At 73.0% G+C, this 13404-nt stretch carries 11 protein-coding genes; 4 read left to right on the top strand and 7 right to left on the bottom strand.

Annotation, left to right across the window (positions count from 1 at the left end; translation table 11 throughout):
• Positions 1-76 precede the first annotated feature (76 nt).
• Positions 77-1774 (top strand): ExeM/NucH family extracellular endonuclease, encoded by a 1698-nt coding sequence (locus tag AB0C33_RS27780; RefSeq protein WP_358293059.1) that lies wholly within the window; start codon positions 77-79, stop codon positions 1772-1774.
• Between the two features lie 150 nt (positions 1775-1924).
• Positions 1925-2299, top strand: a complete 375-nt coding sequence (locus AB0C33_RS27775) for a thioredoxin family protein (protein ID WP_352351738.1) — start codon at positions 1925-1927, stop codon at positions 2297-2299.
• Here AB0C33_RS27775 and AB0C33_RS27770 read toward each other — a convergent pair.
• The gene (locus AB0C33_RS27770; RefSeq protein WP_358293056.1) at positions 2265-3707 is read right to left on the bottom strand and encodes an MFS transporter; all 1443 of its coding nucleotides are present in this window, start codon (positions 3705-3707) and stop codon (positions 2265-2267) included. The genes AB0C33_RS27775 and AB0C33_RS27770 overlap by 35 nt on opposite strands.
• A gap of 26 nt (positions 3708-3733) precedes the next feature.
• On the opposite strand from AB0C33_RS27770, the gene AB0C33_RS27765 reads away from it, so the two are divergent.
• Complete coding sequence (locus AB0C33_RS27765) at positions 3734-4585, top strand: LysR family transcriptional regulator (protein ID WP_358293054.1); 852 nt, start codon at positions 3734-3736, stop codon at positions 4583-4585.
• A 61-nt stretch (positions 4586-4646) separates the two neighbouring features.
• Here AB0C33_RS27765 and AB0C33_RS27760 read toward each other — a convergent pair whose 3' ends face one another.
• The 4 genes from AB0C33_RS27760 to AB0C33_RS27745 all read right to left on the bottom strand — a co-directional run bounded on the left by AB0C33_RS27760 (position 4647) and on the right by AB0C33_RS27745 (position 9277).
• Positions 4647-5414 carry an SAM-dependent methyltransferase gene (locus AB0C33_RS27760; RefSeq protein ID WP_358293052.1) on the bottom strand — a complete coding sequence of 256 codons (768 nt, stop codon included), beginning with the start codon at positions 5412-5414 and terminating at the stop codon, positions 4647-4649.
• A gap of 218 nt (positions 5415-5632) precedes the next feature.
• Positions 5633-6970, bottom strand: coding sequence for a class II 3-deoxy-7-phosphoheptulonate synthase (locus AB0C33_RS27755; RefSeq protein WP_358293051.1), 1338 nt, complete (start codon positions 6968-6970; stop codon positions 5633-5635).
• A 68-nt stretch (positions 6971-7038) separates the two neighbouring features.
• Positions 7039-8235 carry an FAD-dependent oxidoreductase gene (locus AB0C33_RS27750; RefSeq protein ID WP_358293049.1) on the bottom strand — a complete coding sequence of 399 codons (1197 nt, stop codon included), beginning with the start codon at positions 8233-8235 and terminating at the stop codon, positions 7039-7041.
• A 94-nt stretch (positions 8236-8329) separates the two neighbouring features.
• The gene (locus AB0C33_RS27745) at positions 8330-9277 is read right to left on the bottom strand and encodes a LysR family transcriptional regulator (protein ID WP_358293047.1); all 948 of its coding nucleotides are present in this window, start codon (positions 9275-9277) and stop codon (positions 8330-8332) included.
• Positions 9278-9354: 77 nt separating this feature from the next.
• Here AB0C33_RS27745 and AB0C33_RS27740 point away from each other — a divergent pair, with 77 nt between their 5' ends.
• Positions 9355-11598 carry a M64 family metallopeptidase gene (locus AB0C33_RS27740; protein ID WP_358293044.1) on the top strand — a complete coding sequence of 748 codons (2244 nt, stop codon included), beginning with the start codon at positions 9355-9357 and terminating at the stop codon, positions 11596-11598.
• Here AB0C33_RS27740 and AB0C33_RS27735 read toward each other — a convergent pair.
• Complete coding sequence (locus AB0C33_RS27735; RefSeq protein WP_358293041.1) at positions 11545-12537, bottom strand: aminoglycoside phosphotransferase family protein; 993 nt, start codon at positions 12535-12537, stop codon at positions 11545-11547. The genes AB0C33_RS27740 and AB0C33_RS27735 overlap by 54 nt on opposite strands.
• 18 nt (positions 12538-12555) lie before the next feature.
• Positions 12556-13383, bottom strand: coding sequence for an aldose 1-epimerase family protein (locus tag AB0C33_RS27730; RefSeq protein ID WP_358293039.1), 828 nt, complete (start codon positions 13381-13383; stop codon positions 12556-12558).
• Positions 13384-13404: the final 21 nt, after the last annotated feature.

Raw genomic sequence — 13404 nt, 5'->3', positions numbered from 1 at the left:
CAAGGTTCGATGATTTAATGTTCTATCCACTTTTGTGTGGAAATATGCGGTCAATAATCCCTCTAAAGTGCCGGTCATGCGCGTTTTATCCCGAGCAGCACTCGCTGCCCTCGTGGCGGGCGCCCTGACCGCCACCCCGGCCATCGCCGACACGGCGGCGGCGCCCTGTGACACCCCGGCCGACCGCCGCGTCGCCGAGGTGCAGGGCAGCGGCGACACCGGCCCCCTGACCGGCCAGACCGTACGGGTCGAAGGCATCGTGACCGGCGACTTCCAGCGGACCGACCAGCTCAGCGGCTTCTTCCTCCAGGACCCGCGGCCGGACGCCGACCCCAGGACCTCCGAGGGCCTGTTCGTCTTCGCCCGCGAGTCCGTCAAGGACGTCAAGACCGGCGACCGCGTCCTGGTCACCGGCAAGGCCACCGAGTTCAACGGCTGGACCGAGCTGTCCCCGGTCACCGCCGTGGACGTCTGCGGCACCGGGAGCGTGGCGGCGCAGCCGTACACGCTGCCTCCGGCCGCGGACGGCCTGGAGGCCGTCGAGAACATGCTGCTCACCTTCCCGCAGCCGCTCACCGTGGACGACAACTACAACCTGGGCCGCTTCGGCGAGGTCACGGTGTCGGCGCACGGCCGGCTGTACCAGCCCACCGACCGGCCCGGCGTGGACCCCGCCGCCGACACGCGCCGCTCGCTGCTCATCGACGACGGCTCCAACCGGGAGAACCCGGCGACGCTGCCGCCCGTCACGCGGGCGGGCACGGTGGCCGCCGGCGTCACCGGCGTGCTCGGGTACGGCTTCGGCGAGTACCGCCTCCAGCCCACCCAGCCGATCGCCTACCTGGACGCCAACCCGCGCACGCCGCGCCCCTTCCCGGTGGTGGGCAACGTGAAGGTGGCCTCGTTCAACACCCTCAACTGGTTCACCACCATCGGCTCGCGCGGCGCGAGCAACGCCAACGAGCAGCAGCGGCAGCTCGCCAAGCTGGTGGCCGCGCTGAAGGGCCTGGACGCCGACGCGGTCGCCCTGATGGAGGTCGAGAACAACGGCCAGACCGCGCTGCAGGTACTCGTGGACGCCGTCAACGCCGAGGTAGGCGCCGGCACGTACGCGGCGCTCAGCCACCCCTACCCCGGCACGGACCTCATCCAGGTCGGCCTGATCTACAAGCCGGGCAAGCTCACCCCGGTCGGCGAGACCAGAGCCTCCCAGGACCCCGTGTTCAGCCGTCCGCCGCTGATCCAGACCTTCCGCAGGAAGGGCGGCGGCCAGCCGTTCACCATGATCGTCAACCACCTCAAGTCGAAGGGCAGCTGCCCGGCCGACGGCCCCGACGCCGACCAGGGCGACGGCCAGAGCTGCTGGAACCCCACCCGCGTCAAGCAGGCGCAGGCGCTGCTCGGCATCATCGGCGACCAGGACCTGCCCAACCCGCTGGTGCTCGGCGACCTCAACGCCTACGGCGAGGAGGACCCGATCGACACGCTGGAGGCCGGCGGCCTGACCAGCCTCACCAAGCGGTTCGTGCCGCAGGCGCAGCGCTACAGCTACCTGTTCGACGGCCTGGCCGGCGAGCTCGACCACGCCTTCGCCGGCAAGCAGCTGCTCAAGCGGGTGACCAGCACCACGATCTGGCACATCAACTCCGACGAGCCGCGCATCCGCGACTACAACACCGAGTTCAACCCGCCCGGCCTCTACCAGCCGGACGCCTACCGCTCCTCCGACCACGACCCCCTGGTGATCGGCCTGACCCTGCCCGGCGGCCGCTGACCCGTGCGGAAGGCGCGGCCCGCGGGCCGCGCCTTCCGGCGTTCCGGATCGCCCGCCGCAGCGGGGTTGCGGGCCCTCAGGGCATGGAATGCTGGTGGGGGGTACGTGGTTGACACGGTTGCAATTTCACCGAAGAGCGAGGAGCCACTTGTGGCGACCATCGAAGTAACAGAGAAGAACTTCAACGACATCGCCGACAAGGGCATTGTGCTGCTCGACTTCTGGGCGACGTGGTGCCCGCCGTGCAAGAAGTTCGGGCCGATCTTCGAGGCGGCCTCCGACAAGCACGACGACATCACCTTCGGCAAGATCGACACCGACGCCGAGCAGGCGCTCGCCCAGGGCTTCGACATCACCTCGATCCCCACGCTGATGGCCATCCGCGACGGCATCGTGGTCTTCGCCCAGGCCGGCGCGATCCCGGCCCCGGCCCTGGAGGACCTGATCCGCCAGGTCCGCGCCCTCGACATGGACGCGATCCGGGCCGAGCTCAGCGAGGAGCTGAAGAACGCCGAGCAGAACTGACCCCGGCAGGCCCCGCCGGCACGGCGGGGCCCTCGCGTCGCCCGGCCCGCGCCAGGGCGGCGGCCAGCGGGAACAGCGCGATCACCACGAGCGTGCCGGGCAGCCCGGCCAGGCGTGACAACGCGCCCGCCACGCCCAGCCCGATCCCGCCGCCGACGAAGAACGTCAGGTTCAGCAGGCCCATCGCGCCGCCGCGCCGCTCCACCGGGAAGCTCGCCGACATCCGGGCCGTGATCACCACCTGCGCCAGCGAGAACGCCGGGAACCCGAGCGAGGCGGCCACCACCAGCAGCACCGCGGCCCATCCCGCCGGCCCGCCGTGCCCGTCCTGCCCGCCGGTGAGCGCTCCGGCGAGCCCCGCCGCGACCAGGCAGAGCGCGAACGCCGCGGCCACCGCGGGCAGCAGCCACGACCGGGTGCCCGCGATCCTGGCCAGCACCACGCCCACCAGCGCGCCCGGCAGCAGCCAGGCGCCGATCGCCGGCACGCTCCACCCGTGCACCCCGGCCAGGAGTTGGGGGGCGGCCCACATGGTGGCGAACAGGCCGCCGTACACGCCGACGCCGATGAGGGCGGCCCCGCGGAAGACGCGGTCGGCCGGCAGGTCACGCGGGACGAACCCGACCGCGACCGTACGGGTGCGCCGGACCAGCGCGGCCCCCGCGAGCACCGCCACCGCCCCGGCCAGCGCCGCGACCGGCCAGGTGAGCCCCAGGTTGGCCGACTGGACGAGCACGAGGAACGCCGACACGCCCGCCGCCAGCAGCCCCGCGCCCACGACGTCCACCCGGCCGCCCGACCCCGCCCGCCGCGCCACCGGCAGGCAGAACGGCACCGCCACCAGCGCCAGCGCGGGCAGCGCGAGCGTGAGCCGCCACGACAACGCCTGGGTGACCAGCCCGCCGGCCAGCGTCGCGCCCGCCGAGAACACCGCCATGGCGCTGCCGAACCAGGCCAGCACCGCCTGACGGCGCTCCGGCTCGGCCGTCGCCGCCAGGTTCAGCGCGACCGCCGACAGCGCGCCCGACCCGGCCGCCAGCACCGCCCGCGCCGCCACGAGCGCGCCCAGCGACGGCGCCACCAGGCAGGCCAGCGCCCCGAGCGCCAGCACCGCCGAGCCGAGCAGCAGGGTGCGGCGCACCCCCCACGCGTCCGACAGACGCCCGAACAGCGCCGTCCCGATGCCCAGCGCCAGCGCGTGCGCGGTCAGCACCCACACCACCGCGCCAGGACGCGCCCCCAGTGCGGCGGCGACGTCCGGCAGGGCGACCCCGGCCGCCGTGACGCCGAACACGGCCGGGCCGAAGAGCGCGCCCAGCCTGATCCCGATCGATCCACTCCCGTTCATGCCGGCCAGTCCATCGCGGGAAGAGCGGGCGAACCAGGAGACGTTCTCCTGGACAGTCATCACAGATCATGATGAATGGAGACACAGTGGAGCTGCGGCAGCTCGCCTACTTCGTCGCCGTCGCCGACGAGGGCGGTTTCGGCCGGGCCGCCGAGCGGCTGCACATCGTGCAGCCCGCGGTCAGCCAGCAGGTGAGCAGGCTGGAACGCGAGCTGGGCGCCCGCCTGTTCGACCGGTCGACCCGACACGTGCGGCTGACGGAGGCGGGGGAGCGGCTGCTGCCCGAGGCCCGCGAGGTGCTCGCCGCGGCCGAACGGGCCCGCCGGGCGGTCACCGGCCATCTGGCCGAGGCCACCCTGCGGCTCGGCGTGTCCGCCGCGCCCGGCACCCGCCTGTACCCGATGCTCGACCGGCTCGACCCCGGCCTGCGGGTCCGGCTCGCCAAACAGGGGCTGGCCGAGCGGCTGGCGGCGGTGCGCTCCGGCGACCTGGACGCCGCGCTGGTGCGTCTGGTGGACGCCGCGCCCGGCCTGGAGTTCTTCCCCGCCTGGACCGAGCCGCTGGTCGTGGCGCTGCCCGCCGCCCATCCGCTGGCCGGCTCCGGCACGCTCAGCCTCGCCCAGCTGGGCGAGCTGCCCGTACGGCTCGCCCCCCGCGAGCGCAACCCGCCCTTCCACGACCTGGTCACCGGGGCCCTGGCGCGGGCGGGCGTGGACCCGCCGCGCGGCCCGGCCTTCACCGGCCTGCACGACACGCTCATCGACCTGGCCTCGGGCCCGCCGTCGTGGACGCTGTTCTACCCGGTCTTCGACGAGCTGCCGCCGATCCGCGGCGTGGCCTACGCCGGCCTGGACGAGCCCGAGGTGCGCACGTACCTCGCCGTGCCGGCCGGGCCGCCGACGGCCCGGGTGCGACACCTCCTGGCGGCCCTGCCCTGACCGGGCCCCTGACCGGGCCCCTGACCGCGGCCCGGACCGGGGGCCGCGATCCGGCCGTCCGTCAGGGCTTGCGGGCGACGCCGACGTAGCCGACGTCGGTGCCGTTCGTCAGGGCGGGCGGCTCGGTGGGACGCCAGTCCTGGGGGAAGACCAGGCCGGGGTCGGCCAGCTCGTAGCCCTCGAAGAAGGTCAGGATCTCCTTGTCGGTCCGCAGGCTCAGCGCGGCCGTGGCCTGGTTGTAGACCTCCAGCGCCTGCGGGGTGGTGTCGGGCCTGGCGTCGATGGCGTGGCTGATCACCAGGTGGCTGCCGGGGGCGCTGACCTCGCGCAGCCGGGCCACGATGGGGTGGGCCTGCTCATCGGGGATGAAGTGCAGGATCGCCAGCATGAGGAAGGCCACCGGCTGGTCGAAGTCGATCAGCGCGCCCAGCTTGTCCAGCAGGGCGTCCACCTCGCGGATGTCGGCCTGCAGGATGTCGACGTTGTCCGTACGGGCCAGCAGCGCCCGGCCGTGGACGCACACCACCGAGTCGTAGTCGACGTAGACCACGCGGGCCTCGGGCGCGATCTCGTGCGTGTTGCCCTGGGTCGGCAGCCCGGCGCCCAGGTCGACGATCTGCCGTACGCCCGAGTCCACCAGATGCCGGACGGCCCGCTGCAGGAACGCCCGGTTGGCGCGGGCGGCCTCCTTGGTGTTGGGGAACACCTTGAGGATCTGCTCCGCCGCGGCGCGGTCGGCCGCGAAGTTGTCCTTGCCGTCGAGGTAGTAGTCGTACATCCGCGCGACGTTGGGGACGTTGGGGTCGACCCCCTCGGGGGCACTGTCCACGATTTCTCCCGAAATTTCGGTCCTTCGGGTGATCATAGCCTCGCCGACCCCGCCCGCACTGGAATTCGGTTCGGTTGTCCGCGCGGCGCGCGTCACGAACCCGCGCCGCGCGGAACCGGCTCACCCAGGGCAGCCCCCGCCCTCAGCGGCACGGCCCAGCCCTGGTAGCGCCCAGCCTGATAGAGCTCAGCCCTGGTAGAGCCCAGCCCTGGTAGAGCTCAGCCCCGGTAGAGCTCGGCCACGCGGAAGGCGAGGTCGAGGGACTGGCCGCGGTTGAGCCGCGGGTCGCAGGCCGTCTCGTAGCGGGTGCCGAGGTCGCCCTCGACGATCTCGTGGCCGCCGCCCACGCACTCGGTGACGTCGTCGCCGGTGAACTCGATGTGGATGCCGCCCGGGTGGGTGCCGAGCGCGCGGTGGACCTCGAAGAACCCGGCCACCTCGTCGAGCACGTCGTCGAAGTGGCGCGTCTTGTGCCCGCTCGGCGCCTCGAAGGTGTTGCCGTGCATCGGGTCGCAGATCCAGGCCACCTGGGCGCCGGCGGCCGTGACCTCCTTGACCAGGGTGGGCAGGTGCTCGCGGATCTTGGACGCGCCCATCCGGGTGATGAACGTGAGCCGGCCGGGCTCGTTGTCCGGGTTGAGCTTCTCGATCAGCGCGAGCGCCTCCTCCGGCGAGGTCGTCGGCCCGAGCTTGACGCCGATCGGGTTGCGGATGCCGGCGAAGAAGTCGACGTGCGCGCCGTCGAGCTGGCGGGTGCGCTCGCCGATCCAGACCATGTGCGCCGAGACGTCGTAGGGCAGGCCGGTGCGCGAGTCGATGCGGGTCAGCGCCCGGTCGTAGTCGAGGATGAGCGCCTCGTGGGAGGAGTAGAACTCGACCGTGTGGAACTCCTCGGGCTCGGCCCCGCAGGCCCGCATGAAGGCCAGCGCCTGGTCGATCTCGCGGGCCAGCTGCTCGTAGCGGCGCCCGGCGGGCGACTCGGCCACGAAGTCCTGGTTCCAGGCGTGCACCTGGCGCAGGTCGGCGTAGCCGCCCTTGGTGAAGGCGCGCGCCAGGTTGAGCGTCACCGCCGAGGAGTGGTACGCCTTGAGCAGCCGCCACGGGTCGGGCTCGCGCGACTCGGGGGTGAACTCGAACCCGTTGACCATGTCGCCCCGGTAGGCCGGCAGCTCCACGCCGTCGCGGATCTCGGTGCCCTTCGACCGCGGCTTGGCGAACTGGCCCGCCACCCGGCCGATCTTCACGACCGGCACCTTCGCCGCGTAGGTCAGCACGATCGCCATCTGCAGCAACGTCTTGAGCTTGTTGCGCACGTTGTCGGCGGTCGCGCCGGAGAAGGTCTCGGCGCAGTCGCCGCCCTGCAGGACGAACGCCTCTCCGCGCGAGACGGCCGCCAGCTGCCTCTTGAGCTGGTCGCACTCGCCGGCGAAGACGAGCGGGGGCAGGCCGCCGAGCTCGGCGACGACCTTGTCGAGCTCATCGCGATCGGGCCAGTCGGGCTGCTGGGCCGCGGGAAGGGCTCGCCAGGAATCGAGATCCACGAGATTGCTGCTCACGAGATACGAGGGTATTCCACTGACCCGGCCCCACCGACCCTCTTGTCCACGTTGTGAGAATGCATTTATCAGCTTTCGGGAGACTTCACATGCTCAGGCAGCACCCCGAGGCCGATGAAACGCCGCGGCAGCCGGTTGAACAGCGGAATTCTGGTGAGGTCACGCGGCATCCTGGACGCGTCGAACCGCCGCCCCAGCGCCGGCGTGATCACCTGGTTCTGCACCAGGCGCTGGGCCGCCTGGGTGACCCGCGTGGGCAGCATGCGCCGCCGCTGCAGCCGGTGCAGGACGGACTCCGGGATCGGCAGGCCCGCGGCGAGCGGCGCGGCCAGCAGGTTGGCGGCGGCCACGGCGTCCTGGACGGCCAGGTTGATGCCCACCCCGAACACCGGCGACATGGCGTGCGCGGCGTCCCCGATGCACAGGAACCCCGGGCGGTGCCAGCGGCGCAGCCGGTTGAGCGCGACCGTGAGCACGCTGACGTCGTCGAAGCCCTCGATCTGCCCGACCCGGTCGGCCAGGTACGGCAGCAGCGTGGCCACCGGCCGCCTGAGGGCGTCGACGCCCTGCCCGGTCAGCCGCCCGAAGCCGCCCTTGGGGATCAGGTAGGCGAGCTGCCAGTAGGTCTCCCGGTTGATGGCGACCATCATGTGGCCGCTGGAGATGCGCAGGAACGTGTCGTCGGGGTCGTCGTCGTGCCGGGGCAGGCGGAACCAGACCACGTCCATCGGCGCGTGCAGGTCCTGGGGGACCAGGCCGGCGCGGGCGCGCAGCGCCGAGTGCCGCCCGTCGGCCGCCACGGTCAGCGTGGCCCGCAGCTCGTGCTCGCCGGACGGGTCGCGGTAACGCACCCCGCGCACGGCCCCGCCCTCGCGGATCAGGTCGTGGGCCTCGGCGTTCATCAGCAGCCGGAAGTTCGGGTACGCGCTCGCGGCCGTGGTGACCAGCTTGAGGAAGTCCCACTGGGGCACGAACGCGATGTAGTCGTAGCCGCCCGGCAGGCCGCGCAGGCTGGCGAGCCTGATGTCGCCGGTGTCGGTCACCAGCCGCAGCTCGTGGGCCTTGCGGTGGGGCAGCTTCAGGAAGTCCTCCGCCAGGCCGAGCTCGGCCAGCACGCGCAGGGTGGAGGGGTGGATCGTGTCGCCGCGGAAGTCACGCAGGAAGTCGGCGTGCTTCTCCAGCAGCGTGACCTCGACGCCGGCCCTGGCCAGCAGCAGTCCGAGCACGGCCCCGGCGGGACCGCCTCCGGCTATCACACAAGTCATAATTCATCACCCAATGAGATTGTGCCATGTCTCCGGAAATGAGCAACCCCCCGCGCCCCTCGGCGTGCCGGAGGGGCGGTGGGAGGGGATGGGGTCAGGAGGGGAGGGGCGGGCGGCCGTAGCGGGCGGTCCAGGCGGTGTAGACCGGGCTGCGGGCCGCCACGGCGGCATGGGCCGCCCGGGCGCTCTCCAGCAGCGCCGGCGCGTGCGCGGCGAACGACGACCGCCAGATGAGCACCTGACGCATCCACAGCGGGTTCCCGCGCAGCGGCAGCACCGACACCCGCTCGCCCGGGTCGTAGAGCGCCTGGCAGGCCGACACCGCGTGCCCGGCCGCGATCAGCTCCCGCCGCACCCCGGCCTCCACGAGCTGGTACCGCCCGCGTGGCGTGAACCCGGCCCGCCGGCACGCCTCCAGCAGGTGCTCCGGCCAGCCCATCCCGTCGGGCGGCGGCAGCACCCACGGCTCGCCCGCCAGCTCGGCCAGCTCCACCTCGGTACGCCCGGCCAGCGGATGGGCGGCGGGCAGCGCCACGAACACCGGCTCGACCGCCACCACGCCCATCCCCATGGCCGGGCCGAGCCGCAACTCGTGGTCGGGGTAGTCGGCCACCAGCGCCACGTCGAGCCGTCCGTTGGCCACCATGTCCACCAGCACCCGGACGTAGTGCTCGGTCTGCAGCGTGATCCGGGCCTCGGGCAGCGCGCCCGCCAGGTTCGCGACGAGGGGCACGACGACGGGGTTCTCGAAGCCGCCCACCCGGATCGCCTGCCCGGCCAGCTCGTACGGCCCCGCCGCCAGCAGGTCGTCCACCCCGGCGAGCACCACCCGCGCCCTGGCCAGCACGAACTCCCCGAACGCGGTGGCCGCCACGCCGCGGTGGTCGCGGGTGAAGACCGCCCCGCCGAGCAGGCGCTCGATCCGGCCGAGCTGGGCGGTGAGCGCGGGCTGGGAGACGCCGAGCGCCGCCGCGGCCCTGGTCACACTGCCGTGGTCGGCGATGGCGCGCAGCGTCCTGAGATGTCTCAGTTCGAGCTGCATCCCGCAGAAGCTATCACTCCGGAGTTATGCCCTTATGGGATGAGACTGCCGGATCTATCGGGCCGATAGTGCATGACATGCGTAGATTCGCGGCCCTGGTACTGGCCGCCGCCGTCCTATATGTCCCATCCGCCCATGCGTCGGCGGCCGCCGACGGGCCCGGCGCGGCCACGGTCGTGCCGGTCCAGGTCACCGGCGCCCCGGCCAAGCGGTTCAACCTGATCGTCATGGGCGACGGCTACACCGAGGCCGAGCAGGCGAAGTTCCGGGCCGACGTGGACCGGCACCTCAACGTGATGTGGTCGATCGAGCCGTTCAAGACCTACCGCGACTACATCAACGTCTACCGGATCGACATCGTCTCGGGCGAGTCCGGCGTGAGCTGCGACCCCGGCCTGGACGCGCCCCGCCGTACCACCCCGCTGAGCATGGGCTTCTGGGGCGGCTGCAACCCCGGCAGCGTGCAGCGACTGATCACCATGGACAACTCCGCCGCCACCCGGTTCGCGAACCTGGTCACCGGGACGACGTCGGGCAACCGGCAGATCCTCGCCCTGGCCAACAGCGGCACCTACGGCGGCGCGGGCGGCAGCTACGCCACCGCCTCGGGCAGCAACTCCATGTCCGCCCTGATCAGCCCGCACGAGCTCGGCCACTCCCTGGGCGGCCTGCAGGACGAGTACGACTACTACCAGCGCGGCGTCCCCGGCGGGACCTACGGCGGCTCCGAGCCCTCCAGCGCGCACCACAGCCTGCTGACCGAGCAGCAGATGCTCGACCAGCGCCGCAAGTGGTGGCGGTGGCTGGGCGAGGACAGCGAGTCCGGCGGCCCGATCGCCCGCTACGAGGGCGGCCTGTACTACACCAGCGGCGTGTGGCGGCCGAGCAGGCACTCCATGATGAAGACCCTCGGCTACTACTTCGACCAGGTCAGCCGCGAGGTCATGACCCAGCGCATCACCGCCAAGACCACGCTGATCCAGGACTCCACGCCCACCGCCGCGCCCGTCGGGGCCGACCGGGTGCTCTGGGTCGAGCCGATGCGCCCGGCCGGGCACTCGCTGACCACCACCTGGGCCGTGGACGGCAAGAACCTGCCCGGCGACGCCGACGTCCTCGACCTGCGCACGCTGGGCCTGGCCGCGGGCACGCACACGGTCACGGCCACGGTCGCCGACCCCACGGAGTTCGTCCGGGACCCGGCGATCCGGACCGCCATGAGCCGGACCCGCACCTGGACCGTGGACACCACGCTCACCACGCCGCCCGACGGCGTCCAGGCCGCCGTCGTGTCGTCCACGCCGACGGACCGCCCGGCCGGACGCGAGGCCGTCGTGTACGTCGAGACCACCCACCCGGCGGCGTCCGTCCCCGCCGTCGCCTGGGCGCTGGACGGCCGGCCGGCGGGCACCGGCACCGAGTTCGACCTGGGCGCGGCCGACCTGGCGCCCGGCGCCCACACCCTCACCGCCACCCTCGGCGCCACCACGCTGACCTGGCAGGTCGACGCCGCCGCGCCCACCACCGGGTACGAGCTGTCCGAGCCGCTCGCGCGCTCCGGCGACACCTACGTCTACAACGGCCCGTTCACGATGAAGCTCACCGGCGACGACGACCGCGACGGCTACGTGGTCTCGGAGTCCCGGGTGGACGGCGACGGCTGGTTCAACTACTTCGGCTGGCCCACCTCCTCCGAGCTGCCCTGGACGTTCACCGAGCAGGGCACCGTCATCGACTCCCTGGTCTACGGCAAGCTGCCGCGCGGCCGGCACACCGTCGAGTACCGCTCGATCGACGCCGCCGGCAACTACGGGCAGGCCAAGAGCTTCACCGTCACCACCATCGCCCCGCCGCCCGCCTGCGACCGCACGGTCACCGGCGCGCACCGGGGCCCGCTCACCGTGGCCGACGGCGTCACCTGCCTGAAGGACGCCCAGGTCACCGGCCCGGTCACGGTCAAGGCCGGCGCCTCGCTGGTGACCGACGGAGGCCGGATCAGCGGCACGCTCACCGCCGCCGGGCCCGCCGCCGTGCACCTGATCAGGACGCGCGTGGACGGCGCGCTCAGCGTCACCGGCGCGGGCCGGCTCACGGTCGTGGGCGCCGAGCTGCGCGGCGCGGCCGTGCTCACCGGCAACACCGCGCCGATCCTGTCGGGCGCCACGGTCAAGGGCGCGCTCGCCTGCACCGGCAACACCCCCGGGCCGGCCGACCTCGGCGTGCCGAACCAGGTGAACGGCGCGGGCGGCGGTCAGTGCGGCAAGCTGTCAGCGGGCGTCAAGGGGAAGCCGTACGAGGCGGTCCAGGACGTCCGTCAGTGAGCTGACGGCCAGATCGCGGACCCTGGCGTACTCGGACTCCGGGTACTGCCGGGGTCCGTTCTCCACCAGCAGGATCAGGTAGAGGTAGGCGCGGTACAGGTCCAGTCGGACGCGGGCCGAGGAGGTCAGCTCCAGCGGCGTCACCTCGCGGTAGCCGGCCAGCAGCGGGTCGTCCTCGCGCAGCTCGTCGAAGATCGTCGGGGTGACGAACTCGGCGATCGGGTCGCCCCAGAACGCCCGCTCGTGGTCGATGATCGCCTGGATGCGCGGCTCGCCGGTCAGGTCGAGGAACACGTTCCCGGCCCACACGTCGAAGTGCACCAGGCACGGCGTGGTCACCTCGTCCAGCACCGGCGCGGCCCGCTCGAAGACCGCCATGATCTCGGCGGCCGGGCGGGGCAGCGGCGCCGGGTAGCGCTCGGTGTCGGCCAGCAGCGCGCCCGCCATGGCCAGGAACGCCTCCCGCCAGGTCGAGCCGACGATCCCGGCGTGCGGGTAGCCGAACACCTCGCCGGTCACCGCGTTGAAGGCGGCCAGGTGGCGGCCGAGCTCCCGGCGCAGCGCCTGCTCGCCCTCGGGCTTGACGTCGTTCCAGGAGACGCCGTCGAGCGCGGTCAGCATCAGGTAGTCGCCGCCGAGCACCGGGTCGTCGAACCCGGCCACCAGCAGCTCGGCCATCGGCACGCCCGCCGCGGCGGCCAGCTCGTAGGCGGCGGCCTCCATGCGCAGCAGGTTGCGCTCGTAGCTGAGCTGGTCGAGGTCAGGCGAGGGGGAGAGCTTGAGCACCACCTCGCGGCCGTCCTCCAGGGTCAGCCGCCACACGGCGTTGGCGTAGCCGTCGGTCAGCTCGACGGCCGTGAAGACACCGGCCCCCACGGCCCGTCTGGCCAGCGCGTCGAGCTCGGCGGGCGATAAGCGGCGCTTGGTCCTGCTGTCCACGCGAGGCCCCTTCCGGGTTCAGGCGACGCTGATCGTCCAGCTCGCCACGTGTTCGTCGCCCGGCCGCAGCACGACCAGGTCGGTGCCGGAGTTGAAGGCGTCGGGCGGGCAGGTCATCGGCTCGACCGCGACGCCCTCGTAGCCGAGCTGCCGGCTCGTGCAGACCTGCACCCAGGGCAGCACCGCCGGGTCCCAGGCGAGCCGCACCCCGCCGACCCGCACCTCGCCGCGGTCGAGCCCGGTGAAGGCGTGGTCGATCACGGTGTCGCCGACCGGGCGCGGCTTCCTGAAGTCGTACGGGGTGCCCGCGACGTCGGTCAGGCCGGCCGGCAGCAGCCGGTCGTCGGTCGTCAGGCAGCGGGCGGCGGGCAGCTCCAGCTCCTCGCCCAGCAGCCACGGGTGGGGCCCGCAGCCGTAGGGGGCGTCGGCCTCGCCGGTGTTGCGGGCCGTGACCGTCGTGGTCAGGCCGCCCGCGTCGAGCCGGTGCTCGGCCGACAGCGCCAGCGTGAACGGGTAACCGGGCGCCCCGGCCAGCTCGTACGTCAGGCGCGCCCGATCGGCCCCGGCCTCGGCCACCTTCCAGTCGACGACGGCGACCAGGCCGTGCAGCGCGTGACCGCGGTCGGGCTCGGTCACCTCAAGCCGGTGCGAGCGGCCCTGGAAGGTGTAGCGGGCGCCGCCCACCCGGTTGGGCCAGGGGGCCAGGACGGTGCCCGCGAAGTAGGGGACCGGGCCCTGCTCGGGCCAGGTCGTCACCAGGTCGCGCCCGCCGTGCCGGAGCGTTCTGAGCGCGGCGCCGCGCGGGCTGAGCTGCGCGGTGTAGCCGCCGCCTTCGAGCTGGGGCACGGGAGAAGGTCCTTTCGTCGG

Source organism: Nonomuraea sp. NPDC048881, assembly GCF_040649795.1.
Taxonomy (GTDB): Bacteria; Actinomycetota; Actinomycetes; order Streptosporangiales; family Streptosporangiaceae; genus Nonomuraea.
This window is presented reverse-complemented; position numbering and strand designations above follow the sequence as displayed.

Excerpts from the sequence above, each read along its gene's own strand:
- AB0C33_RS27780 (WP_358293059.1), top strand. The coding sequence starts at position 77 with ATGCGCGTTTTATCCCGAGCAGCACTCGCTGCCCTCGTGGCGGGCGCC.
- AB0C33_RS27770 (WP_358293056.1), bottom strand. The coding sequence starts at position 3,707 with ATGACTGTCCAGGAGAACGTCTCCTGGTTCGCCCGCTCTTCCCGCGAT.
- AB0C33_RS27750 (WP_358293049.1), bottom strand. The coding sequence starts at position 8,235 with ATGACTTGTGTGATAGCCGGAGGCGGTCCCGCCGGGGCCGTGCTCGGA.
- AB0C33_RS27745 (WP_358293047.1), bottom strand. The coding sequence starts at position 9,277 with ATGCAGCTCGAACTGAGACATCTCAGGACGCTGCGCGCCATCGCCGAC.
- AB0C33_RS27740 (WP_358293044.1), top strand. The coding sequence starts at position 9,355 with ATGCGTAGATTCGCGGCCCTGGTACTGGCCGCCGCCGTCCTATATGTC.